Genomic DNA, 21488 nt, shown 5'->3' with positions numbered 1-21488 from the left:
GAAATTTTTTTCGTCCCACATTTTAATCCCTAACCAGCAAAACCTATAGATGCAACCAAAGATCATGATAGTCGACGATCGGGAGGACAATCTGCTGTCCATGGCGAGTGTGCTCGAGCCGGACGGATACAATATTGTCAAGGCCAATTCGGGTCGTCAGGTTTTAAAGATCTTGCTGACCGATTTTGATTTCGCGCTTATCCTGATGGACGTACAGATGCCCAATCTGAATGGATTCGAGACGGCGGCGCTGATCTATGAACGCGAGAGGCTAAGACATATTCCTATTATCTTTATCACGGCCAACAATTATGGAGAGGAGAACCTTTTCAAGGGCTACCGGGCAGGCGCGGTGGACTATATCTACAAGCCGGTAAACCCCGACCTGCTGCGGGCAAAAGTGGGCGTGTTCGTAGACCTGTACCGCAAGAATCAGCGGCTGCTGCTGCAAGAGCAGAAGCTGATCGCCGTCAACAGGAGCCTTGAGCTGGAGATCAACGAAAGAAAGGCTTCGGAGGAGAAGGTGACCGAGCTGAACAAGCAGTTGCTGGAGAATATTGCCCGGCTCGAAGCGGCCAATAAGGACCTCGACCTGTTTGCGTTCATGGCTTCCCATGATCTGCAGGCGCCGTTGCGAAAGGTCCGGATGTTCAGTGACAGGCTGCTGGCCGGGTCGGGAGATTCGATGGGCAAGGAAGGTCGGCTTTATCTCACGCGGATCCGAGGAGGTTTCCAGGCGGATGCAGGACCTGATCAACGACATCCTCCGGTTCTCGAAGATCTCCGTGGAGAAACAGTCCTTCGAGGTCGTGGACCTGAATGGCGTTATCGAAGAGGTGATTTCCGAGCTGGAGGCGCCAATAAAGGAAAAGAACGCAGTCATCACGGTCGACAGGATGCCCGTACTCCCCGCCAGCACGGTGCTGATGGGGCCGCTGTTTTCCAACCTGATCAGCAACTCCCTGAAATACTGCAAAAAGGGCGAGGAGCCCCGGGTGAGGATCAGGTACGAAGAGGGGCCGGTGATAGGGGGATCGAACGGCAAGCCGCAGGATATCCGGTATGGCCGGATCTATATCGAGGATAATGGCATCGGCTTTGATCAGAAATACGCCGAGCAGATCTTCGACATGTTCCGCCGGCTGCACCCCAGTTCGGAATACGAGGGGACGGGCATCGGGCTCGCTCTTTGCAAGAAGATAGTCGAGATGCACAACGGATTTATTTCGGCCCTGGGCAGGCCGGGGGAGGGGGCGATCTTTATCGTTTCCCTGCCGTTGCAGGAGATACCAAAAGAAAAACAGCCGGAGGCCCTACCGGGATGACCGAAGAAAAACCATGAAATATCCCCTAATAACCCACGAAAAAAACAACCTGAAAAAATTCCATTGAGTATGTTGCCTTCGCATTCGACAACACGGATACTGATCGTTGAGGATGATGAGGATGATTTCCTTATCATCGAGGCATGCATTAAAGATATCCCCGGGAAAGGGTTCCATATCGACTGGTGTTATGACTACGAGGACGCGATGCGGCGAATCCGCGGAAAAGGATACGATATCTATTTTGTAGACTACCTGTTGGGTGCGAAGACCGGGCTGGAATTGCTGGAAGAGGCGATCACGGCGGGCTGCGAAGAGCCGTTGGTGCTGCTGACGGGCATCGGCAACCGCGACGTGGATATCCAGGCGATGACCATCGGCGCGGCGGATTTTTTGGTGAAGTCGGAGATCAATACCGAAAAAATGGAGCGGAGCATCCGCTATGCACTTGAGAGAAGCGCCTATATCAGGGCGCTTAGGGCCAACGAGCTGAAGTTCAGGAATATTTTTGAACAGAGTAAGGACGCGGTCTTTCTGCTAGGGGAGGACCTGATCTTCCGCGACGTCAACAGGGCGACCTGCGAGCTTTTCAAATACAGCAAGGAAGAACTGCTGTCCCGCAGCCTCTACGGCCTGTTTGCGCGGAAAGAGGCGGCCTTACAGCTAAAGGAAAAGCTGCTCAGCGGGGAAGGGGAGGAGATAGAGGTCGAGCTGATGACCCGCAACCGGGAAAGGAGGAATTGCATCCTGTCGATATCGCGTCAGGTCGATTCCAACGGCGAGGCATATATCCAGGGCATCATCCATGATATTACGAATCTGAAGCGGATCGAGCGGGCGACCTTTCAGATCGAGAAATTGCGGGGTACGGCGACGCTGCTGAGGACGCTGGCCCACGAGGTGAGAAACCCGCTGACCAATATCAATCTTTCCGTGGAGCAGCTCAAGCCCGAGCTGAACAGCGAGGACGCCAACATCTACCTCGAGATCATAGCCCGCAACTGCGGGCGGATAGACAGCCTTATCTCCGAGCTGCTCGAGCTTTCGCGTCCGGCCGAGATCTCGCTGCAGAAGACGGATCTTCAGGATATCATCAATTCGACGCTGGCGGAGGCTTCCGACCGGATAGCGCTGAAGAATATCCGGCTTGACCTGGCCTATCCGGGTCAGCCGGCATTTGTGATGGCGGACAGGGACAAGCTGAAGATCGCTTTTTTGAATATTCTCATCAATGCCGTCGAGGCGGTACCGGCACAGTCGGGCGTGATCACCATTTCCATCCGGGACGAGTCGCCGAATTTCAGGGTCTTTATCAATGACAATGGAGGAGGGATTCCGGAGGAAAATATCTCGCGGATATTCGAGCCCTATTTTACGTCCAAGACGAATGGTTTTGGGCTTGGGCTGGCCGCGACATGGAACATTCTGCAGTCGCACCGGGCGGGTATCGACGTGAATTCCCAGGTCGGCGAGGGGACCAGCTTTATGCTGACTTTTGAGCAGGCGGGGTTGTCGTGAAGCGAGGAACCTGGGAAACTGCCTTCGCGTAAACCACGGAGCCATGGAGCCCCCTGGCGTCGACCGTGAAACCATGGAGCCCCCGGCGTCTACCGTGAAACCATGGAGTCCCCGCGTCAACCGTGCGGTTCACGGGTTTGGTTCCGCGTCCCGCCGGGTGCCGGGTATCGATGATAGGCGGGTGTGGTTCACGGGTATGCTATCGGGTCCAGGTCGAGGATCTGGTGCAGGTGGTGCAGCAGGTGGTTGCAGTAGTCGGCGGCTACCCACTCGAGAGTATGCGGCTGTGACGGTCCCATAAAACATTTGCGGTGCGTGGCTCCCGGCGGCATGGTCCGAAGGATGCGGACGATATGGCGGTTGAGCAATATCCAGAGGGACAGCAGGTCCCGGGTGGGATAGCGCTGATAGGACGTCAGATCGACCCACTTGTCCTGGTTGTACAAAATGACGGGTGTATCCTCGTACTGGGCTACGACGAAACGGCGGATATTGTTCTGGGCCGAATCGACCAGATGCCCGAGTATCTCTTTTTTACTCCATTTCCCGGGTCTTGCCTTGTGCGTGTAGGCCTCTTCGGACAGCGCTTCGAGGCGGCGCGTATAGTTGCTGATGATCTTCTCCAGATGTACGATTGCAGGTTCCATATCGGTTGACTCCATGACAGTGTGTTGACGGTTGGCTTCAGGTGTTCGGGGGTTTTGACGGATGGGGACGGTGTTAGCGGTGAGGCGCAGGCCAGGGATGACGGAGGTTATTGTTTCGGAAAATTGGGATCGGCGGGGACCTCTTCGATCTGCAGCGTATGCCGCTCGCTGTGCGCCGCCAGCATGATCAGGGCCTGGTAGGCGTCAATGGTGCCAAAGGGCGCCTGGACGAAGTGGTTCCTGAGGTCGTCCTGTGTACTCCGGATATAGTAGATCGTCGAATCGCGCCTGGAGGTAAAGGCATCGAGGGCAGCCTTTGTATCGGGGAATTTCTTTTCCGGCTCCAGCGGGGGCATGGTTTTAACCTTGTGCGAGCGGTCGGTCATCATCTTCATGAGCTGATCCGTAGTGACCTTTACCTCGCCGCGTTTTTCGGGGGCGGCGGCCTGTTTCTGGGCCATCTGGACCCACTCCCACATCATGTTCTCGGACAACGCAATATGCTCGGTACACTCGTAGACGGACCAGCGGCCGGTGTCGGCCCTGAAATTCATCTGGGCCTCGCTGAGTCCTTTCAGGTCTTTGAGGAGGCGGGCTTTCGTTTTTTGATAGTAGTCGAGGGCAAATTTACGTTCGTCGGGTGACATGGTGCCCGGCGCAAGGCCCAGTGCAAGGCGGAAACTGGTGGTTAGCAGCGCGACGAGGACGGTCGCGCAAAGCAGTAGTTTTTTCATCTTTGGCAATTTAATGGCTTAGAGTATAAAGCTACTAATATATAAATTAATAATAAAGTAAAAGGGGCCGGTAACACTATTTGATAATTTGGGCGACAACCGATAAATTTGCGGCTCGAACAACGGGCCATTTGGGCCTGAAAATAAATAACATCGAATGAGACAAATTGCTTTTCGGGAGGCTTTGCGCGAAGCTATGAATGAAGAGATGCGGCGCGACGACCGGGTTTTCTTAATGGGAGAAGAGGTAGCAGAATACAATGGCGCCTACAAGGTGAGCCAGGGTATGCTGGATGAATTTGGTCCCAAACGCGTGATCGATACGCCCATTTCCGAGCTGGGTTTTGCGGCTGTGGGAGTAGGCGCCGCTCAGAATGGTCTGCGTCCCGTTGTTGAATTCATGACATGGAACTTTGCCGTACTGGCGCTTGACCAGATCCTCAACACGGCCAGCAAGATGCTCGCGATGAGTGGCGGACAGTTGGGTTGCCCCATCGTCTTCCGCGGACCCAATGGTTCGGCGGGTCAGCTGGGTGCGCAGCACTCCACGGCCTTTGAAAGCTACTACGCGAATATTCCCGGGATCAAGGTCGTCTCCCCCAGCAATGGCTATGACGCCAAGGGGCTGCTGAAGCAGGCCATCCGCTATGAAGAAGATCCCGTCATCTTCATGGAAAGCGAGGTGATGTACGGAGACAAGTCCGAAGTTCCGGAAGAAGAATACTATATCGAACTGGGTAAGGCGGACGTGAAGAAGTCCGGTAAGGACGTGACCATCGTCAGTTTTAATAAAATGATGAAGGTGGCGCTGGGCGCCGCTGCCGAACTCGAAAAAGAGGGCGTCAGCGCCGAGGTCATCGACCTGCGTACCATCCGTCCCCTGGACTGGATGACGATCCTCGAAAGCGTTAAGAAGACCAACCGTCTTGTCATCGTGGAAGAACAGTGGCCCTTCGCATCGATCTCTTCCGAGATCAGCTATCGCATCCAGAAAGAAGGATTCGACTACCTCGATGCGCCGATCCGCCGGATCACGGCTGCGGATGCTCCGCTGCACTACGCGCCCAATCTGGTCGCTGCCGCCCTGCCGGACGTCAGCCGCACGGTCAAGCTCGTGAAAGAGGTAATGTACATGAACAAATAGGACAAACTTACAGCATATGAAAAAACCCGCCGTTTGGCGGGTTTTTTATTTTAGATGGTATTAATGTTATTTCATCGCGGCCATCGCCGAATTGAACAGCACGAGGAAGCCGTATACAAAGCCTAACAATACACATCCGATAATAGTAAGTTTGAAAAGTACTTTGGTTGTGGCGGGAGCCTGAAGGTCGAGTTCATGCCTCATAGGGAAATATTTTGGATTATTAAATTGGTGGTTCTTAATAGTAATTGGATACAGTAAAGATAAGTCACGCAAGGGTTTCTGTCAAGGGGTTTTCACGCGTATAATTACGAGTAAGTGAAACTTTGTCCTATCTCGTAAGTGGTTTTGCTATTATTAAATTAGAGATCAATCGCACAACTCATTGGTTTTGAATACCATTCGGGTGCTTAGATCTGTGCGCCGGAGATATCGGCCCTGTACCGCGGACTCAGGCCGCCTTCCGGCGAGTTAACGATTTGGAGGTCCTGGGCCGGCATATAGCTCCGGGCCAGCAAATAAATGCGGTGGCCGGGAGCGTCTTCCGCGACGTCGGCGACCAGCATCGCGTGCCCTCGGGGAACCGGCCCTGATCCGCACCTGGCCGGCCGTGATCGCGTGGAAATCCGCTACCGGCGTCAGCTGCGGCCCGAGCGTCCGTGTGCTGCAATAGGTAAATACGTTGGTGAGATATTTGTCAAACTCCTATCGCCTCGGGACTGTATGCCGCTGCTGCATCTTGGCCAGGCACGCGGTGATAGCCGGCAGGAAGGGGGATCGCTCCAATGGTGGGCCAGGGGTTGGTAGACTGAGCTGCCATCCGGCGGGAGTCCGTCAGCAGGAAAATTAATATTCCGGCATTATAAGGGAGACGGCTGAGGTTCGATTGCATGTCGTAAATTTGGGGATTACAGGTGGGGAAGCCCGCTCGTTATTTTTCCATAAAAAAGATTGTTAAAAGACATGTCGAATATTCTGATCATTGACGACGAGAAAGCGATCCGTAAGACACTGAGTGAAATATTATCCTATGAAGGCTACAAGATTGACGAGGCGGGTGACGGCGAGGACGGCCTGAAAAAGATAAAGGAGAAAGAGTACGACGTTATACTTTGTGATATTAAGATGCCGAAGATCGACGGCATCGAATTTCTGGAGAAAGCCAAGGAAACAAACCCTGACGTTCCCATCATCATGATCTCGGGGCACGGCACGATCGAGACGGCCGTGGAAGCCGTCAAAAAAGGGGCGTATGACTATATCTCCAAACCCCGGATCTGAACCGGCTGCTGATCACCATCCGGAATGCCATGGACAAGACCACCCTGGTAGCAGAGACCAAGGTCCTGAAACGGAAAGTGAGTAAGGTCCAGGAGATCGTCGGATCATCTACGCCTATCCATAAGATAAAGGAGACCATCGACAAGGTCGCACCGACGGAAGCCCGTATCCTCGTCACCGGAGAGAATGGGGTAGGAAAGAGCTTGTGGCCCGCTGGGTGCACGAAAAGAGTAATCGCGCCAGCGGCGCACTCGTCGAGGTCAACTGCGCCGCGATCCCGAGCGAGCTCATCGAAAGCGAGCTTTTTGGCCACGAGAAAGGATCGTTTACCTCTGCCGTCAAACAGCGGATAGGTAAATTCGAGCAGGCCAATGGCGGTACTTTGTTCCTGGACGAGATCGGCGATATGAGCCTGACCGCGCAGGCCAAAGTGCTGCGCGCACTGCAGGAAGGAAAGATCACCCGCGTAGGCGGGGACAAGGATATCAGCGTTGACGTGCGGGTGATAGCGGCAACCAATAAGGACCTCCTCAAAGAGGTGGACGAAAAGAGCTTCCGGCTCGACCTCTATCATCGTCTCAGTGTCATCATCATCCACGTCCCTTCACTGAACGAACGCAAAGACGATATTCCCCTGCTGGTCGAGAAATTTCTGGCAGATATTTGCGGCGACTACGGGATCGCCCGAAAGGCGATCGACGAAGAGGCCATCAAGGCGCTGCAGCGGCACAACTGGACGGGGAATATCCGCGAACTGCGGAACGTCGTGGAGCGGCTGATCATCCTTTCGGGGAAGACGATCTCGGCGGCGGATGTAGAGAGCTACGTATTGCCTAAAAAATAATCAGTTATCCGATCGATCTATTGCATCAGTGGGCTGGGCGCCGACGAGCGCATTTTTCCCGTCTTGACATACCGGGTACCCGCCTCGTTCATTTGGAATGGTTCCTTCCGGTCATCGGCGAATCAATAGAAGCGTATGCCCTCCGGATGAAAATAAAGAACGCCTTTTCTGAAGACGACCCCGTCCTGATGGGTGTCTCCTTCGGAGGAATAATGGCCATCGAACTGGCCAAACATTTTCCGGCGGCTACCGTTATTCTTATCTCGAGTGCGGGTACCCGGCGGGAATTACCGTTTTGGATGAGGGCGGCGGGCAGCCTGGGATTGAACCGGCTGCTTCCGACGCGGCCGGGAAAAGGAATCCGCTGGCTGGAAGATTATTTCCTTGGTGTGGAGACCGAAGACGATGCGCGGCTCGTCGCGGAGTTTCGTGGGAAGACCGATCCACGATATCTGCGCTGGGCGTTGGGCAGGATTGTGAACTGGATGAACGATTGGAGACCGGACCGATACTTTCAAGTTCAGGGTGACAGCGACCGCATTTTTGCCCTGTCCCGTTCGGGTGCCACGCATGTTGTGAATGGCGCGGGTCATTTTATGGTTTACAACCGGGCGGAGACTGTCAGCGGCATCCTGACCGGCATCATCAATTCCCTCTGACAAAATTTTCCATCTCCTCGTGAGTTTTCAGTTGCCTTACCTGAGGGTGTTCGAACTGGCCGGCGGCGCCGATATTGCCGGAGACGATGATCTGTCTGTCCGGGAAAAATTCGACCAGCTTTTGGATGTATTGGACGGGATCGTGCCGCAGCAACTGGGTTACCAAATGAAAATAGAGATGGGTGAAGGGGCGCTGGCTGCCGTAATAGCGCAGCTCTTCGAGGCTGGTGTTCCGGCCGAAATAGACGGTATACATCCCGCGCTGCTTCATGCGGTAGCGCATATACAAAAGGGGTATCTCGTGAAATTCGCCTTCGGGTGTAAAAAGCAGAAATTTTCGCGGGTCCGGCCGGGACGGGTCTTCGAGGCCGGCGGTGGCGACCAGCAGTTTCTTGATGATAAGGGCGCTGGCGAAATGCTCCTGCGCGGGGACGACATTGCCCGTCATCCATAGCAGTCCGATCTTTTCGAGGAAGGGATAGACGACCCGGGGAATGGCTTTTTCAAAGCCCATGTGCAGGATGATATTATGGAGGATCCTGTCGAAAAGGTCCTGGTCGAAGTCCAGAGAGGCCTCGATCAGATGGTTGATAAAGATCTCGTCGGCGCCGCCGGACGGGGGTATCATCAATGCCAGCCGGGAGATCTCTTTTCGTCGAGCAGGGCCAGCCTGGAGATCTTGTGCCCGTTGTGATACAGGAAGGCGATCCGTAACAGATATTTGAGGTCTTCATTGTCGTAGAACCGGTGGTTACCGGCATTCCGCCTGGGAATATGCAGCTGGTAGCGCTGTTCCCACATGCGAAGGGTATGCGCTTTTATCCCGCAGAGATTTTCTATGTCCCGGATGGAAAATTCGTTCATCGCGGGAAAACTACCACAATTTTGTAATATTTTGACCGATGGGCCGACCAATTAATTGTTCCGCACGCGGTGCCATAGGGATGGGCCGTGCCCGGTAAAAATCCCCTCCGGCCGAAAATTAGTCTAAAAGGCTTAATTTGCCGGACTTCTTAAAAAAATATAAGGAATGTCGACTCATCAGCTGCTGGTTCTTGTGCTTATCCAATTGGTCATTCTTCTGTTGCCCTCGATCGGTCTGGCGAAACTCTTTGAAAAAGCGGGTGTTCCGGGGGTGGAAGGCCTGGGTTCCCTTCTATAATACATGGATTATGATGGAATTGGCACATCGCCCGAAGCACTGGGTTTTCTGGCAGCTGATCCCCGTCGTGGGCTGGTTTATCTCACTCGGTATTTTCGTAGAATTTGTTAAAACTTTCGGCAAATACAGGCTTTGGGAGCACGCGATGGCTTCCCTGCTGCCGCTGATCTATTTTCCCATGATCGGCTTTGACCCCAAGGTCAAATTCCTCGGCCCCGACCAGGTGCACAAGCACAAGAAGGGCACGGCGCGTGAATGGATAGACGCCGGCGTGTTTGCCATCGTAGCAGCGACACTGATCAGGACATTTGTATTCGAGGCCTACACCATTCCCACCGGTTCGATGGAAAAGACGCTGCTGATCAACGACTTCCTGTTCGTCAGCAAATTCAGCTACGGCCCCCGTATTCCGAATACTCCACTTTCGATCCCTTTTGTCCACAATACGATGCCGATAACCAACACCAATTCGTATGTGGAATGGATCAAAATACCCTATACCCGCTGGTTCGCCACCCCGGTGAAAAGGGGCGACGTGGTGGTCTTCAACTTCCCGGCCGGCGATACGGTCATCAACCTTCCGGAATTCCAGTCGCAGGTTACCTACTATGACGAGGCCCGCAGAAGGGGCAACGGCAATCTCGATTCGGGTCGCCAGCTGGTACTTGGGGATCCTGATACCTATCCGCTGGTCATCCGCCCGGTAGACAAAAAGGAGAACTATATCAAACGGTGCGTAGGCATTGCCGGCGACACCTTCCAGATAAAGGACCAGATCATCTATATCGACGGCAAGGCGCAGCCTTTGCCTCCCGAGTCCCAGACCAATTACCTGGTGGAACTGAAAAGCAACCAGGCGCTGGACGAAGCGGTGATGCGGGAGGACTATAACCTGGACATCAACAACCCGGAAGAGGTACGTCCGACGGGGACGCCGAATCAGTATTATATGCTGCTGACCTGGGCGGCGCACGAGAAGTTGCTGCACAACGGCCTGGCCAAAACCATTACGCCGGATATCGACGCCGACCAGACCGTATACCCCTATTCGAAATCCTATACCTGGACCCGCGACAACTATGGCCCGTTCTGGATACCCGCGAAAGGAAAGAGCCTGACGCTTACTGCGGAGAACTATCCGATGTACGAAAGAGCGATAAGAGTATACGAGGGCAACAGCTTAGAGATGAAGGACGGAAAATTCATACTGAACGGTCAGCCAGCGACGCAGTATACATTCAAAATGAACTACTACTGGATGATGGGCGACAACCGCCACGGTTCGCAGGATTCGCGGTACTGGGGCTTTGTTCCGGAAGACCATGTGGTAGGCGAGGCATGGCTGATCTGGATGAGCTGGAACAAAGGCGTCCGGTGGGGCCGGTTGTTCAAGAAGATCAGATAGAATTAAGATCAAACAGTATTCCCTCTAAACCCATATGCACCGAATTAAAATCCTGCTGCTCCTGCTGATGCCGGGACAGCTGCTGCTGGCGCAGAAGACCAGTTCATCCCTGGCCGCCGGGGCCAACCCCTATGCGAAGCTGGACGTCCGGGCGATGCAGATTCCCGACTCTTTGACGACCAGCACGGCCGGTATCGCCGGCTATATCAGCACCCATTTCGGCGGGGCCGCGGAAAAGACCAGGGCGGTCTTTATCTGGGTCTCCGGCCATATTCAGTACGACGTGGCCAATATGTTCGCGATGAATTTTTATGAGACGAATGAAGGGCTGGTCACCAGGGCGCTGAAAAACGCGTAAAGGGATTTGCGTCAATTATGCGGCGTTGTTCACGGATATCTGCGTAAAGGCAGGAATACCCTCCTATGTTGTCGACGGATACACGAAACAAAAAGGCTTTGTCGACTATATCCCTCATGCCTGGTGCGTGACAAAGTTGGACAAGTGGCTGGTATTGTTTTGACCCGACCTGGGGTTCCGGATACATCAGCAAAGGGAAATTCGTCAGCAGTATCAATAACGACTATTTCAGGGCCAGACCGGAAGAATTCGTTAAGACGCATATGCCCTTCGACTATCTCTGGGAATGTCTTTACTATCCGGTCACCAACCAGGACTTCTATGAAGGTAAGACGACACCCAATCCTTCCAAACCCCGGTTCAGCTATCCTGATTCAATAACGGCCTATGCCGCGCTGAGTCCGGTTCAGCAGGATATTGCAGCCGCCGCGCGGATCGAGGCCAGCGGCCTGCGTAATTCGATGGTGTTCGACCGCCTGCAGCACCTGAAACTGAGGATCGAGAACTCCAAAAGGCAGGAAGAAGCAGAGATGCAGAACGCGGAGGTGGGTAGAAGGAATGCCTCGGTCAAGGTCTTTAACTCTGCACTTGAGGAATATAACGAATCGATTCGCCAGTTCAATGTCTATATTGACTATTACAACGCACAGTTCAAGCCGCAGAGGTCTGACGCGGAGATCCAGCGCATGGTCGACGGCTGCGACAGCCTGATCCGGACAGCCCGGACGCAACTGGGCGGTGTCGCAACCGATGACACTCAGATCAAAAGTTCCATCGTATCGCTGAACAGGAGCATCGACGAGCTCGCCGGCCGCGTCGCGGAACAGCAGGACTGGCTAAAAAAGTACTTCAGTAAAGGCAAAATGGGGCGCAGGTCCATGTTTCGAAAAATTACATGGTTTGGCATACCTTTGAACTGATGAGTAAAAAAGAATACCGGTTCGCATATGAAGAATTTGGTTCAGCCGATGAACTGGACGTCGAAGACGCGGCGCTGCTGAAGCGTGCGCAGGAGGTGACGGCGGATGCCTATGTTCCTTATTCCCGTTTTAGGGTCGGCGCCGCCGCGCGGCTGGCCAACGGGGCAATAGTAACCGGTACCAACCAGGAGAATGCTTCCTATCCGGCAGGTATCTGCGCCGAACGGACTCTTTTGTCGGCCGCCGCCAGTCTGTTCCCCGGAGTAGGGGTGGAGGATCTGGCCGTAAGCTATTTCAATGAGAATGGCCCCAGCGACCGGCCGATCTCCCCTGCGGCATCTGCCGCCAGTCCCTTCAGGAAATGGAACAGCGCTCTGGAAGGCCGATAAGGCTCCTGCTGGGCGGACAGAAGGGAAAAGTATTTATTATCCCCGAAGCCGGACAGCTGCTACCCTTTGCTTTTACCGGCGATGAGCTGAAATAATTGCCCGTTTACCGACCATAAAAAAAGGGGTCGCTCACAAAAAAATCAGTTCGATCCATTTTATTTATTTCAACCTTTCACCAGCCAGACCAGCCCCTGGGAAACCAGGACCTATTTTAATTGAATCTTAATGCTTTCTTTAAGCAAATGTTAAGTCAAAATCTAAATCTTCGCGGCGATATAGAAGGGATGAAAAGGCGATTTTGGCGGACTTACCATTCATACAAATCCGCGACAGGGTCAATTTGATAGACATTAAATCTCTTTATATTTGTTCGCTTTCGGAATGCATAACGGAGGAGTCGCTCCAGTGGAGCGGCGACGTTCCCGAGCATGGCGAAGGGAACGAACGAGGAAATCGAGGAACGAAGATTTGCGAAGTTCTTCGGCCAATAGCCGTCCGAATTATTTTTTAAAACTAACCTTAAATGGCTCGCCCAAGTTTGCTAACCTGTTTGACGGGTTCTTCCTGTTCATTTGTCGTTGTATCCCTATGTCTGTTCTCCTTCACTTCCTGTAAAGAAAATGCGGATGCCGCCAACAAAAGTAAGCGCCAGTCGGGCAATGGTCCGAATCCAACTATCGTAGACGTCATCGTCGCCACTCCGCATTCGATCGAGAATAAGATCGAGGCGAATGGCAGCGTCGTTGCCAACGAGTACGTCGAGCTGCACCCGGAGATCAGCGGCCGTATCGTGTATCTGAACGTGCCGGAAGGCGCCCATGTCCCGAAGGGGACGGTCATCGCCCGTATCAACGACGCCGACCTGCAGGCTACGCTGGAGAAGTCGAAGGCGCAGCTCGAGCTCTATAAGAAGACGGAAGAAAGGGCGCACAAGCTATTGGATATAAATGGCATCAACGAGGCTGACTACGATATTGCCGTCAACAATGTCAAGAGTACCCAGGCCGATATCGACTATACAGAGGCGCAGCTGGACAAGACGGTCATCCGGGCTCCTTTTGACGGGGTGGTGGGGCTGCGGCAGGTAAGCCCGGGCGCCTATGTCACTCCCGCCAATATTATCGCTACCGTCCAGCAGCTCGACAAAATAAAGGTGGATTTTACTCTTCCTGAACAGTATACTTCCGTCATCCGCAAGGGCGGGCTTGTCGATATCCAGCTGGACGCCACCGGCGGGCGCCGCAAAGGGCTGATCGTCGCCACCGAGCCGCAGATCAATCTTTCCAGCCGCAACCTGAAGGTGAGGGCACTGATGGAAAATGGCCAGGGCCATCCTGGCGCATTCGTAAAGGTTTACGTGGAAGCGGGCCTCGACAAAAAGGCGATCATGGTGCCGACCAACTGTATCATTCCGGAGGATAAGAACAACCAGGTGATCATTGTCAAACAGGGGAAGGCTCAGCTGGTCAACGTGACCACCGGCGTCAGGGAGGCGAACAATATCGAGATCACCAAAGGGCTTAATCCCGGCGATACAATTGTGGTGACGGGTGTACTCTTCGCGAGACCCAATTCACCGGTTTCGATCAGAAGCGTGAGGAGCCTGGACAGTGCAACTATGAGTCAAAATCAATAATTCAATTCCCGGAGATATTCCATCATGAACATATCTGAACTATCCCTCAAGCGACCGGTGCTGGCAACAGTGATGAATCTGTTGCTGATCCTGTTTGGCGTCGTAGGATATAATTTTCTGGCAGTACGGGATTATCCTGCCATCGATCCACCTATCATCACGGTCCAGACTTCGTACACGGGTGCGAACCCCGACCTGATCGAGAGCCAGATCACGGAGCCGCTGGAGAAGAACATCAATGGCATTCCCGGTATCCGGACCATCTCTTCGACGAGCAGTCTCGGGAGCAGTTATATCACCGTAGAATTCAACCTTGGCGTGGACCTCGAGGCCGCGGCCAGTGACGTACGCGACAAGGTGGGACAGGCGCAGCGAAGCCTGCCGTTGGACATCGATGCGCCCCCCGTCGTCGTCAAGTCGGACGCCAATAGTGATTTTATTCTCATTCTCGCCGTCCAGAGCCGGTCCAAGAGCCTGATGGAGCTGAGCGACTATGCGGACAACGTTCTCCAGCAGCAACTGCAGACCATCGACCAGGTGAGCTCTGTCAACGTATTCGGGGACAAGAGCTACGCCATGCGCATCTGGCTGGACCAGGACAAGATGAATGCGTATGGGATAGCGTTCAATGACGTTTCCCAGGCCATGTCCAACGAGAACGTGGAGCTGCCGCCGGGTAAGATCTACGGCAACAACACGGAGATGACCATCAAGACCCTGGTCGTCTGACTACCGAAAAAGATTTCCGGGACGTGATCCTCCGGGAGGACAGCGAGTGGTATCGTCAGGCTCAGCGACGTGGCCCGTGTCGAGCTGGGGCCGCAGAACGAGGAGCAGAGCTGGAAGTACAATGGCGTGAATGCCGTCGGGCTGGCTATCGTTCCGCAGCCGGGCGCCAACAATATCGCGATCGCCGACGAGTTCAACCGCCGGCTGGAGGAGATAAAAAAGGCGAATAAGTCCGATCTGGAGTTCAGCGTGCTTATCGACAATACGAAGATCATCCGGCAGTCGCTGGCCGAGGTGAAGGAGACCCTGCTGATCGCGTTCGCGCTGGTGGTACTGGTGATCTTCTTCTTCTTCCGCAACTGGCTGATCGCGCTGCGACCGCTGATCGACATCCCGATATCTCTTATAGCGACCTTCTTTATCATGTACGTCGCGGGCTTTACCATCAATATCCTGACCCTGCTGGGTATCGTACTGGCGACCGGACTGGTAGTGGACGATGGTATTGTCGTGACAGAAAATATTTTCAGAAAGCTCGAGCAGGGATTCCCGATACGCAAGGCGGCGCTCGAGGGGAGCAAGGAGATCTTCTTTGCGGTCATTTCGACCTCACTAACCCTTGCCGTGGTCTTCATGCCGGTGATCTTCCTGCAGGGCTTTGTGGGACGACTGTTCCGGGAGTTCGGTGTGGTGCTTGCGGCCGCGGTCCTCATCTCATCGTTCGTGTCCCTGACCATTACCCCCGTGCTCAACGTCTATCTGACTACCAGCAAGTCGGGACACGGGTGGTTCTATCAGAAGACCGAGCCCTTCTTCACCGGTATGGAGAACGGCTATCTGAAGCTGCTTCGCGGATTTATGAAAATACGGTGGATGGCCTTTGTTCTGATCGGTTTGTGTGTGGGGATGACCTGGCTGATCCTGCGCAATATGCAGAGCGAGATCGCTCCGCTGGAGGACCGCAACAGTGTCCGCTTCACCGTGACGCTGCCGGAAGGCGCCAGCTATAGCTATACCTCGGCGGTTACCGACCAGATCGCCAACTATCTTTATGATTCGGTGCCGGAGAGGGATTTTGTGTTCGCGCGTACGCCGGCGGGCAACAGCGTGAATACCTCACAGCCGCGTATCGGCCTGATACCGGCCGATCAGAGAACAAGGAGCCAGAACCAGATCGCGACAGATCTGCAGCGGAAGCTGAGCAAGTTCAACGACGCGCGCATCTTCGCTATTCAGGAGCAGACCATCGCCGTGGGTTCGGGCTCCAAGAGCAGCCTGCCGGTGCAGTTCGTGCTGGAGAATCAGGACCTGGACAAGATGAAAAAGATATTGCCGGCCTTTCTTGACGCGGCGAGGAAGGACCATACCTTCTCCAACGTCGACGTCAACCTGAAGTTCAACAAGCCAGAGGTCCAGATCAGCGTCGACCGGATGAAGATCCGGGACCTGGGGCTTTCGACGAACGACGTCATCGGTGCGATGCAGTCGGCGTTCAGCGGCGGCCGCCTGGCTTATTTTATCATGAATGGCTATCAGTACTATGTGATCGCGCAGGTCGAGCGCAAGGACCGCAATGATCCCACCGATATCAGCAAGGTCTATGTCCGCAACAACAAGGGAGAGCCTATTCCCCTTGCCGCCGTCGTTCACGTCGAGCAGAACAGCGGACCTTCGACACTCTACCACTTCAACCGGTATAAGGCCGCTACCATATCGGCCTCACTGGCGGAGGGCAAGACCATCGGCGACGGGATCGTCGCGATGCAGACCATCTCCCACAAGTTGCTCGATCAGGACCCAAGTTTTCAAACGGCATTGTCCGGCAGTTCCCGTGACTATGCGGAAAGTTCGTCGAATATCCTCTTCGCCCTGGTCCTGGCGCTGGTGCTGATCTACCTGGTACTTGCGGCTCAGTTCGAGAGCTTTATCGATCCCGTGACCATCATCATGACCGTTCCGCTGGCGTTTGCGGGCGCGCTGCTGAGTCTGTGGCTTTTTCATCAGACCCTGAATATCTTCTCCGAGATCGGTATGATCATGCTGATCGGGCTGGTGACCAAGAACGGCATCCTGATCGTCGAATTCACCAACCAGAAGCGGGAGCTTGGGATGAGCAAAATGGAGGCGGTGGTAGAGGCGGCGTCCCACCGGCTGCGTCCCATCCTGATGACGAGTCTGGCGACCTCGCTGGGGGCGTTGCCTATTGCGCTGAGCCTTGGGGCGGCCGCGACCAGCCGTATCCCGCTGGGGATCGTGGTCGTGGGGGATCCTGTTCTCGCTGATCCTGACCTTATTTGTCATTCCGGCCATTTATACATTTATTTCCAGCAAACATAAAGTGCACGTCACCGAAGTGACCGAATAATATGAAGAAATTTGTAACTATATTTCTGGCAATGCCGGTGTTGGCAGCGCAGGCGCAGAACCTGACCAGCGATGAGGCCGTGCGGATCGCGCTGAAGAACAGCATGGGGATCCAGCTGGCGAAGAACAGCGTGGATATTGCCGCCATCAACAACAGCTATGGTATTGCCGGCGGCCTTCCTCAGGTGTCGGGCAGCGCCAGCGATCAGGAGCAGTCTACGAGCATCAAGCAGGAATACGCCAATCCGGCCAATAACAAAAGCAGCAACAACGCTTTTTCGAATAACCTTTCCGCTCAGGTGAATGGCTATATGCTGCTGTACAACGGCCAGCGCGTGGTGACAGCCAAGAAGCGTCTGGACGTAATCGAGGCACAGAGCAAGCAGCAGCTAAGTTCGAGGGCGCTGGTACTAGCGAACAACGTGTTGCTGAAATACTATGACGTCGTGCGGCAGCAGAGCTATGCCAGGACCCTCCAGGCCTCCATCGACGCCCAAAAACAGCAGCTGGCCATCGTACAGGCGCAGCAGAGTGTGGGGCTGGCCAACAACGCCGACCTTTTCCAGTCGCAGGTCGACCTGAATACGCAGATCCAGAATCTGCAGGCGCAGCAGCTGATCATCGATCAGGGCAAGACCGACCTGCTGACCCTGCTGACCCTCAACCCCGACTCGGCGATCGTCGTCGAAGATACCATTTTGGTAGACCGGGGCATACAGCTGGCCAATATCATGAGCGCTGTACAGTCCGCGAATCCCGATATCATGGCGGCCAACGAGCAGATCGCTATCAACCAGTATATCGAGAAAGAGACGGGCGCGCTTCGCTATCCGTCACTCGGTGTCAATGCGGGGTATAACTATAACAGGACCAAGAACAGTGCGGGATTCTCGCTGCTCAACCTGAACTATGGCCCCTATGCGGCGCTCACGCTGAACATACCGATCTTCAATGGCAATATCTATAAGAAACAGCAGCAGGTGGCCGGTGTCAATATAAAGAACGCGCAGCTGGTAAGGGATACGCTGGTGCTGAACTATACGGCCAATGCAGTAAAGAGCTGGCAGGCCTATACCAACAATCTGCAGCAGGTGGAGACGGCGAAGTCCAACTACGACCTGTCGAGGAAGCTGCTCGATCTGGTGATGCAGAAATTCCAGCTGAAACAGGCGACAATTGTGGATGTGAAGAACGCGCAGCAGAGTTTTGAGAATGCTGGTTTCCTGCTGGTGAATGTGACTTATGCGGCAAAGGCGGCGGAGATCACGCTGCGGAGGTATGCGAATCAGCTGGCGTATTAGGGTGTCTGCCGGAGGGTGGGTGATTGGAGATCAAAACAAGGTCTGTACGCCGTACTGGATCTTTGTCTCGTGGTCCAGCAGCCATTTCTTTCGCCAGAGCCCGCCGGCGTATCCGACCAGGTCTCTCTTGGAGCCGATGACCCGGTGGCAGGGGACGACGATAGCGATATTATTTCTGCCATTGGCGGCGGCGGCGGCGCGGATGGCTTTGGTATCGCCGAGGCGGCGCGAGAGGTCGAGATAGCTGATGGTTTTGCCAAAGGGGATAGCCGTCAGTTCGTTCCAGACCCGTTGCTGAAACTCTGTGCCCTCCTGGAAGACGGGGAATTCGAAGAAGCGGCGCTGTCCCTGAAAATACTGGATCAACTGTTCTATACACTGGATGACGATGGGGGTGACCGGACCCTTGAGGCTATTGGCCTGGTATTCGCCTTCTTCCAAATGATCGATAAAGCTGATCTCGCTGATATAGGTATCCGTTCCGCCAATGCGGAGCAGGCCCAGCGGGGATTTGTAGTAAGTGGTGGAGATGTCCAGGGTTGTTGCCATTGAGGGTTTATTTTAGCCTAATTTCCAACCGTTGGCTACTTTTCTGTCGGGTCCTATTAAAACTACTTCTTTTTGTCAGTATACACACCGAGAACGAGGCATTCGCTGAAAAAATTTGCGATCTGTTTTGGTGGGAAGTTGACCACGGCCATCACCTGCCTGCCGATAAGTTCCTGCTTTTCATAGAAGTGGGTTATCTGCGCCGAGGACTTTCTGATGCCCAGATCACCGAAATCGATGGTCAATATATAGGCCGGCTTTTTTGCTTTTGGAAAATCACTAACTTCAAGAATTGTTCCGACCCGAATGTCGATCTTCTCAAAATCCTGCCATTCTATCGTTGGCATAACTTATAACGTTTTATCGTAAACTAAATATACAATTTTTATGAAACGTACAGCAACAGCCGTATGGAACGGTTCCGGAAAAGATGGCAAAGGTAATCTGACGACTCAAAGCACCACGCTGAACAAGGCCCAGTATTCGTACAAGACGAGGTTTGAGGAAGGCGTCGGCACCAATCCCGAAGAGTTGCTCGCGGCTGCGCACGCAGGCTGCTATACGATGGCACTGGCCTTTGGGCTGCAGGGGGCGGGTTTCACTCCGGACGAGCTGGAGACGACCGCAATAGTGACTTTCGAGTCGACGGCTACGCCGCCGACGATCACCAAGTCGCACCTGAAGTCAAGGCAAAGATCCTCGGCATCAGCCAGGAGAAGTTCCTGGAGCTGGCGAAGGGCGCCGAACAGGGCTGTCCGGTAAGCCGCGTACTGAAAGCAGAGATCTCGCTGGACGCGACACTGCTGTAGAACTTAGTCTGCTAAAAAGAGCCGGTTCGAAATTTTAGCCGTCGGACCGGCTTTTTTATTGTGTGTACTGCTGTAAATTACCTGCGCAAACTTTTGACCGTTTAACTCAAGCAACAAGTACATTATTATGAGCTCAAAAAAACAGGGCACACAAAAAGACGGTGTGCATGCCGCTGAAAATTCCCGCCGGGAGTTTCTTCGCAACACGACGATGGCCGCCACGGGTTTCTTTATTGTACCGCGTCACGTACTCGGAAGAGGATTCGTGGCTCCCAGTGACCGGCTATCGATTGCCGGTATCGGCGCAGGGGCAAGGGCGCTGACGACCTAAGACATTTTTTGGCAGCGGAAAGGTCGACGTCGCCTATCTCTGTGACGTCGACGACCGTCAGGCCGCGAAGTCCGTACAGGCCTATCCCAAGGCCAAATACTACAAGGACTTCCGGGAGATGCTGGAAAAAGAACACAAACATATCGACGCGGTATCCGTCAGCGTACCGGACAACGTCCATGCCGTGGCGGCTATGGCTGCCATGCAGCTGGGCAAGCACGTCTATGTCCAGAAGCCGATGACACACGATATCTACGAAGCCCGTATGCTAACGGAAGCGGCCAAGCGCTATAAGGTAGTGGCGCAGATGGGTAACCGGGGCTCTTCAGGCGACGGCGTTCGTTCGATGCAGGAATGGTATAACGCAGGGTTGATCGGAGATGCCACCGCCATTCATATATGGACCAATCGTCCCGTGTGGCCCCGGGGGGTGCCAAGCCGGCGTCGAAGGACGAGATCCCCAAAGAACTCAACTGGGACCTGTGGCAGGGACCGGCGGCCGCCGACGAATACCACAAGGAATTCCTGCCCTTCAACTGGCGGGGATGGTGGGCCTATGGTACGGGTGCGCTTGGGGATATGGGCTGCCACCTGATCGATCCACCTTTTAAAACGGTTGGCCTGGGCTATCCTTCTGAAGCTGGAGTGCAGCGTGGCCAGCATCTACGAAGTAATGTGGAATGCGGCCTATCACCCGGAAAGCTGTCCGATGTCTTCCTATGTCAAGATGAAATTCCCCGGCAAGCCCGGCAAGCCTGACGTAGAGCTGCACTGGATGGACGGCGGCATTCGTCCTCCCCGTCCCGACGAAGCTGGGCGCCGACGAAAAAATGGGCGGATCGGACGGCGGAGCGATCATCACCGGCACAAAGGGTAAGATCATGTGTGAATGCTATGGTGCTAATCCGACGCTGCTGCCTTCGTCCAGGATGCAGGGGCTGAACGTGCCGCAGACGCTCGCGCGGGTGCCGGAAGGGCACTATGTACAGTGGGTGAATGCCTGTATCGCGGGTTATGGGAAGAACCAGCTGAGCTCGCCGTTCGAATATGCCGGACCGCTGACGGAAACGATCCTGATGGGCAATCTGGCGCTTCGCAGCTATATGGTCAAGGATGCGACGGGCAAGTTCCCGGGCCGGAAGAAACTGCTCTGGGATGCCCAGAACATGAAGATCACGAATTTCGACGAGGCGAATGCCTTTGTCAAGCGCGAGTACAGACCGGGCTGGACGCTTGGTGTCTAGGTCGTCGACGCATATTATATATGAAGTATAAGCCGCCCCGAATGGGGCGGTTTTCTAATTACTAAAAGTGTGTTAGTAGTTGCGTTAAGCGATGGTTAAAGACTAGTTAACGATTGGTTAATCACCAGTTAACGATTGG

General features: G+C 54.2%; 27 protein-coding genes and 4 pseudogenes. 22 read left to right on the top strand and 9 right to left on the bottom strand.

Annotation, left to right across the window (positions count from 1 at the left end; all coding sequences use genetic code 11):
- Window positions 1-64 precede the first annotated feature (64 nt).
- From ACQ86N_RS20780 to ACQ86N_RS20770, 3 genes are all read left to right on the top strand, one after another.
- The gene (locus ACQ86N_RS20780) at window positions 65-1087 is read left to right on the top strand and encodes a response regulator (protein WP_431216781.1); all 1023 of its coding nucleotides are present in this window, start codon (window positions 65-67) and stop codon (window positions 1085-1087) included.
- Window positions 996-1325, top strand: coding sequence for a sensor histidine kinase (locus tag ACQ86N_RS20775; protein ID WP_431216780.1), 330 nt, complete (start codon window positions 996-998; stop codon window positions 1323-1325). The genes ACQ86N_RS20780 and ACQ86N_RS20775 overlap by 92 nt, the downstream gene beginning before the upstream one ends.
- A 69-nt stretch (window positions 1326-1394) precedes the next feature.
- Window positions 1395-2843 (top strand): ATP-binding protein, encoded by a 1449-nt coding sequence (locus tag ACQ86N_RS20770; RefSeq protein ID WP_431216779.1) that lies wholly within the window; start codon window positions 1395-1397, stop codon window positions 2841-2843.
- Window positions 2844-3031: 188 nt separating this feature from the next.
- Here the strand turns inward: ACQ86N_RS20770 and ACQ86N_RS20765 are convergent, their stop codons facing one another.
- Together ACQ86N_RS20765 and ACQ86N_RS20760 are read right to left on the bottom strand one after the other, a co-directional pair.
- Window positions 3032-3490, bottom strand: a complete 459-nt coding sequence (locus tag ACQ86N_RS20765) for a DinB family protein (RefSeq protein WP_431216778.1) — start codon at window positions 3488-3490, stop codon at window positions 3032-3034.
- A gap of 107 nt (window positions 3491-3597) precedes the next feature.
- A complete protein-coding gene (locus ACQ86N_RS20760; protein ID WP_431216777.1) occupies window positions 3598-4224 on the bottom strand; it encodes a DinB family protein in 627 nt (208 codons plus the stop codon).
- 157 nt (window positions 4225-4381) lie between these two features.
- On the opposite strand from ACQ86N_RS20760, the gene ACQ86N_RS20755 reads away from it, so the two are divergent.
- On the top strand, window positions 4382-5368 hold the full coding sequence (locus tag ACQ86N_RS20755; protein ID WP_431216776.1) for a pyruvate dehydrogenase complex E1 component subunit beta: 987 nt from the start codon (window positions 4382-4384) through the stop codon (window positions 5366-5368).
- Between the two features lie 66 nt (window positions 5369-5434).
- On the opposite strand, the gene ACQ86N_RS20750 is transcribed toward ACQ86N_RS20755, so the two are convergent.
- The 3 genes from ACQ86N_RS20750 to ACQ86N_RS20740 form a co-directional block, all read right to left on the bottom strand.
- A complete protein-coding gene (locus tag ACQ86N_RS20750; protein ID WP_431216775.1) occupies window positions 5435-5572 on the bottom strand; it encodes a hypothetical protein in 138 nt (45 codons plus the stop codon).
- A gap of 206 nt (window positions 5573-5778) precedes the next feature.
- Window positions 5779-5934, bottom strand: coding sequence for a DUF4846 domain-containing protein (locus tag ACQ86N_RS20745; protein ID WP_431216774.1), 156 nt, complete (start codon window positions 5932-5934; stop codon window positions 5779-5781).
- Window positions 5935-6065: 131 nt separating this feature from the next.
- Window positions 6066-6260 (bottom strand): hypothetical protein, encoded by a 195-nt coding sequence (locus tag ACQ86N_RS20740; protein ID WP_431216773.1) that lies wholly within the window; start codon window positions 6258-6260, stop codon window positions 6066-6068.
- A 71-nt stretch (window positions 6261-6331) separates the two neighbouring features.
- Between ACQ86N_RS20740 and ACQ86N_RS20735 the strand changes: the two genes are divergently transcribed.
- The 3 genes and pseudogenes from ACQ86N_RS20735 to ACQ86N_RS20725 all read left to right on the top strand — a co-directional run bounded on the left by ACQ86N_RS20735 (window position 6332) and on the right by ACQ86N_RS20725 (window position 8152).
- Complete coding sequence (locus ACQ86N_RS20735; RefSeq protein WP_431216772.1) at window positions 6332-6649, top strand: response regulator; 318 nt, start codon at window positions 6332-6334, stop codon at window positions 6647-6649.
- A gap of 29 nt (window positions 6650-6678) precedes the next feature.
- Window positions 6679-7493: pseudogene (locus ACQ86N_RS20730) on the top strand (sigma-54 interaction domain-containing protein).
- 92 nt (window positions 7494-7585) lie between these two features.
- Window positions 7586-8152, top strand: a complete 567-nt coding sequence (locus ACQ86N_RS20725) for an alpha/beta hydrolase (protein WP_431216771.1) — start codon at window positions 7586-7588, stop codon at window positions 8150-8152.
- On the opposite strand, the gene ACQ86N_RS20720 is transcribed toward ACQ86N_RS20725, so the two are convergent.
- Both ACQ86N_RS20720 and ACQ86N_RS20715 read right to left on the bottom strand, forming a co-directional pair.
- Window positions 8139-8780: a cobalamin B12-binding domain-containing protein gene (locus ACQ86N_RS20720; RefSeq protein WP_431217520.1), complete on the bottom strand. Its 642-nt coding sequence runs from the start codon at window positions 8778-8780 to the stop codon at window positions 8139-8141. The genes ACQ86N_RS20725 and ACQ86N_RS20720 overlap by 14 nt on opposite strands.
- On the bottom strand, window positions 8780-9016 hold the full coding sequence (locus ACQ86N_RS20715; RefSeq protein WP_431216770.1) for a MerR family transcriptional regulator: 237 nt from the start codon (window positions 9014-9016) through the stop codon (window positions 8780-8782). The genes ACQ86N_RS20720 and ACQ86N_RS20715 overlap by 1 nt, the downstream gene beginning before the upstream one ends.
- Before the next feature lie 308 nt (window positions 9017-9324).
- Between ACQ86N_RS20715 and lepB the strand changes: the two genes are divergently transcribed.
- The 9 genes and pseudogenes from lepB to ACQ86N_RS20670 all read left to right on the top strand — a co-directional run bounded on the left by lepB (window position 9325) and on the right by ACQ86N_RS20670 (window position 18416).
- A complete protein-coding gene (gene lepB / locus ACQ86N_RS20710) occupies window positions 9325-10719 on the top strand; it encodes a signal peptidase I (protein WP_431216769.1) in 1395 nt (464 codons plus the stop codon).
- Between the two features lie 34 nt (window positions 10720-10753).
- Window positions 10754-11077, top strand: a complete 324-nt coding sequence (locus ACQ86N_RS20705) for a hypothetical protein (RefSeq protein ID WP_431216768.1) — start codon at window positions 10754-10756, stop codon at window positions 11075-11077.
- Between the two features lie 25 nt (window positions 11078-11102).
- Window positions 11103-11240 (top strand): hypothetical protein, encoded by a 138-nt coding sequence (locus tag ACQ86N_RS20700; protein WP_431216767.1) that lies wholly within the window; start codon window positions 11103-11105, stop codon window positions 11238-11240.
- Window positions 11241-11340: 100 nt separating this feature from the next.
- Entirely contained in the window at window positions 11341-11997 is a 657-nt protein-coding gene (locus ACQ86N_RS20695; protein WP_431216766.1) for a hypothetical protein, read from the top strand.
- Window positions 11997-12386, top strand: coding sequence for a cytidine deaminase (locus ACQ86N_RS20690; RefSeq protein ID WP_431216765.1), 390 nt, complete (start codon window positions 11997-11999; stop codon window positions 12384-12386). The genes ACQ86N_RS20695 and ACQ86N_RS20690 overlap by 1 nt, the downstream gene beginning before the upstream one ends.
- Window positions 12359-12481, top strand: a complete 123-nt coding sequence (locus ACQ86N_RS20685; protein WP_431216764.1) for a hypothetical protein — start codon at window positions 12359-12361, stop codon at window positions 12479-12481. The genes ACQ86N_RS20690 and ACQ86N_RS20685 overlap by 28 nt, the downstream gene beginning before the upstream one ends.
- A gap of 443 nt (window positions 12482-12924) precedes the next feature.
- Window positions 12925-14022 carry an efflux RND transporter periplasmic adaptor subunit gene (locus ACQ86N_RS20680; protein ID WP_431216763.1) on the top strand — a complete coding sequence of 366 codons (1098 nt, stop codon included), beginning with the start codon at window positions 12925-12927 and terminating at the stop codon, window positions 14020-14022.
- Between the two features lie 24 nt (window positions 14023-14046).
- Window positions 14047-17088: pseudogene (locus ACQ86N_RS20675) on the top strand (efflux RND transporter permease subunit).
- A 29-nt stretch (window positions 17089-17117) separates the two neighbouring features.
- The gene (locus ACQ86N_RS20670; RefSeq protein ID WP_431216762.1) at window positions 17118-18416 is read left to right on the top strand and encodes a TolC family protein; all 1299 of its coding nucleotides are present in this window, start codon (window positions 17118-17120) and stop codon (window positions 18414-18416) included.
- A 30-nt stretch (window positions 18417-18446) separates the two neighbouring features.
- Here the strand turns inward: ACQ86N_RS20670 and ACQ86N_RS20665 are convergent, their stop codons facing one another.
- A complete protein-coding gene (locus tag ACQ86N_RS20665) occupies window positions 18447-18965 on the bottom strand; it encodes a methylated-DNA--[protein]-cysteine S-methyltransferase (RefSeq protein ID WP_431216761.1) in 519 nt (172 codons plus the stop codon).
- Between the two features lie 62 nt (window positions 18966-19027).
- Entirely contained in the window at window positions 19028-19312 is a 285-nt protein-coding gene (locus tag ACQ86N_RS20660) for a tRNA-binding protein (protein ID WP_431216760.1), read from the bottom strand.
- 40 nt (window positions 19313-19352) lie between these two features.
- On the opposite strand from ACQ86N_RS20660, the gene ACQ86N_RS20655 reads away from it, so the two are divergent.
- The 6 genes and pseudogenes from ACQ86N_RS20655 to ACQ86N_RS20630 all read left to right on the top strand — a co-directional run bounded on the left by ACQ86N_RS20655 (window position 19353) and on the right by ACQ86N_RS20630 (window position 21349).
- On the top strand, window positions 19353-19727 hold the full coding sequence (locus tag ACQ86N_RS20655) for an OsmC family peroxiredoxin (RefSeq protein WP_431216759.1): 375 nt from the start codon (window positions 19353-19355) through the stop codon (window positions 19725-19727).
- A 174-nt stretch (window positions 19728-19901) separates the two neighbouring features.
- Complete coding sequence (locus tag ACQ86N_RS20650) at window positions 19902-20105, top strand: hypothetical protein (protein WP_431216758.1); 204 nt, start codon at window positions 19902-19904, stop codon at window positions 20103-20105.
- Window positions 20106-20190: 85 nt separating this feature from the next.
- Window positions 20191-20358, top strand: a pseudogene (locus tag ACQ86N_RS20645) (Gfo/Idh/MocA family oxidoreductase); the annotation flags it as partial.
- 146 nt (window positions 20359-20504) lie between these two features.
- Window positions 20505-20648 (top strand): annotated as a pseudogene (locus ACQ86N_RS20640) (hypothetical protein); the annotation flags it as partial.
- A gap of 73 nt (window positions 20649-20721) precedes the next feature.
- A complete protein-coding gene (locus ACQ86N_RS20635) occupies window positions 20722-20982 on the top strand; it encodes a hypothetical protein (protein WP_431218091.1) in 261 nt (86 codons plus the stop codon).
- Complete coding sequence (locus ACQ86N_RS20630) at window positions 20936-21349, top strand: hypothetical protein (protein ID WP_431216757.1); 414 nt, start codon at window positions 20936-20938, stop codon at window positions 21347-21349. Before ACQ86N_RS20635 ends, ACQ86N_RS20630 begins: the two co-directional genes overlap by 47 nt.
- The last annotated feature ends 139 nt before the right edge of the window (window positions 21350-21488 follow it).

The sequence above is a fragment of the Puia sp. P3 genome, from assembly GCF_050632245.1.
Classification (GTDB): domain Bacteria; phylum Bacteroidota; class Bacteroidia; order Chitinophagales; family Chitinophagaceae; genus Puia.
This window is presented reverse-complemented; position numbering and strand designations above follow the sequence as displayed.

Excerpts from the sequence above, each read along its gene's own strand:
- ACQ86N_RS20720 (WP_431217520.1), bottom strand. The coding sequence starts at position 8,780 with ATGATACCCCCGTCCGGCGGCGCCGACGAGATCTTTATCAACCATCTG.
- ACQ86N_RS20740 (WP_431216773.1), bottom strand. The coding sequence starts at position 6,260 with ATGCAATCGAACCTCAGCCGTCTCCCTTATAATGCCGGAATATTAATT.
- ACQ86N_RS20685 (WP_431216764.1), top strand. The coding sequence starts at position 12,359 with ATGGAACAGCGCTCTGGAAGGCCGATAAGGCTCCTGCTGGGCGGACAG.
- ACQ86N_RS20665 (WP_431216761.1), bottom strand. The coding sequence starts at position 18,965 with ATGGCAACAACCCTGGACATCTCCACCACTTACTACAAATCCCCGCTG.
- ACQ86N_RS20770 (WP_431216779.1), top strand. The coding sequence starts at position 1,395 with ATGTTGCCTTCGCATTCGACAACACGGATACTGATCGTTGAGGATGAT.
- ACQ86N_RS20670 (WP_431216762.1), top strand. The coding sequence starts at position 17,118 with ATGAAGAAATTTGTAACTATATTTCTGGCAATGCCGGTGTTGGCAGCG.
- ACQ86N_RS20755 (WP_431216776.1), top strand. The coding sequence starts at position 4,382 with ATGAGACAAATTGCTTTTCGGGAGGCTTTGCGCGAAGCTATGAATGAA.
- ACQ86N_RS20705 (WP_431216768.1), top strand. The coding sequence starts at position 10,754 with ATGCACCGAATTAAAATCCTGCTGCTCCTGCTGATGCCGGGACAGCTG.
- ACQ86N_RS20715 (WP_431216770.1), bottom strand. The coding sequence starts at position 9,016 with ATGAACGAATTTTCCATCCGGGACATAGAAAATCTCTGCGGGATAAAA.
- ACQ86N_RS20660 (WP_431216760.1), bottom strand. The coding sequence starts at position 19,312 with ATGCCAACGATAGAATGGCAGGATTTTGAGAAGATCGACATTCGGGTC.
- ACQ86N_RS20765 (WP_431216778.1), bottom strand. The coding sequence starts at position 3,490 with ATGGAACCTGCAATCGTACATCTGGAGAAGATCATCAGCAACTATACG.
- ACQ86N_RS20655 (WP_431216759.1), top strand. The coding sequence starts at position 19,353 with ATGAAACGTACAGCAACAGCCGTATGGAACGGTTCCGGAAAAGATGGC.
- ACQ86N_RS20745 (WP_431216774.1), bottom strand. The coding sequence starts at position 5,934 with ATGCTGGTCGCCGACGTCGCGGAAGACGCTCCCGGCCACCGCATTTAT.
- ACQ86N_RS20690 (WP_431216765.1), top strand. The coding sequence starts at position 11,997 with ATGAGTAAAAAAGAATACCGGTTCGCATATGAAGAATTTGGTTCAGCC.
- ACQ86N_RS20780 (WP_431216781.1), top strand. The coding sequence starts at position 65 with ATGATAGTCGACGATCGGGAGGACAATCTGCTGTCCATGGCGAGTGTG.
- ACQ86N_RS20760 (WP_431216777.1), bottom strand. The coding sequence starts at position 4,224 with ATGAAAAAACTACTGCTTTGCGCGACCGTCCTCGTCGCGCTGCTAACC.
- ACQ86N_RS20695 (WP_431216766.1), top strand. The coding sequence starts at position 11,341 with ATGCCCTTCGACTATCTCTGGGAATGTCTTTACTATCCGGTCACCAAC.
- ACQ86N_RS20750 (WP_431216775.1), bottom strand. The coding sequence starts at position 5,572 with ATGAGGCATGAACTCGACCTTCAGGCTCCCGCCACAACCAAAGTACTT.
- ACQ86N_RS20735 (WP_431216772.1), top strand. The coding sequence starts at position 6,332 with ATGTCGAATATTCTGATCATTGACGACGAGAAAGCGATCCGTAAGACA.
- ACQ86N_RS20630 (WP_431216757.1), top strand. The coding sequence starts at position 20,936 with ATGGGCGGATCGGACGGCGGAGCGATCATCACCGGCACAAAGGGTAAG.
- ACQ86N_RS20650 (WP_431216758.1), top strand. The coding sequence starts at position 19,902 with ATGAGCTCAAAAAAACAGGGCACACAAAAAGACGGTGTGCATGCCGCT.
- lepB (WP_431216769.1), top strand. The coding sequence starts at position 9,325 with ATGATGGAATTGGCACATCGCCCGAAGCACTGGGTTTTCTGGCAGCTG.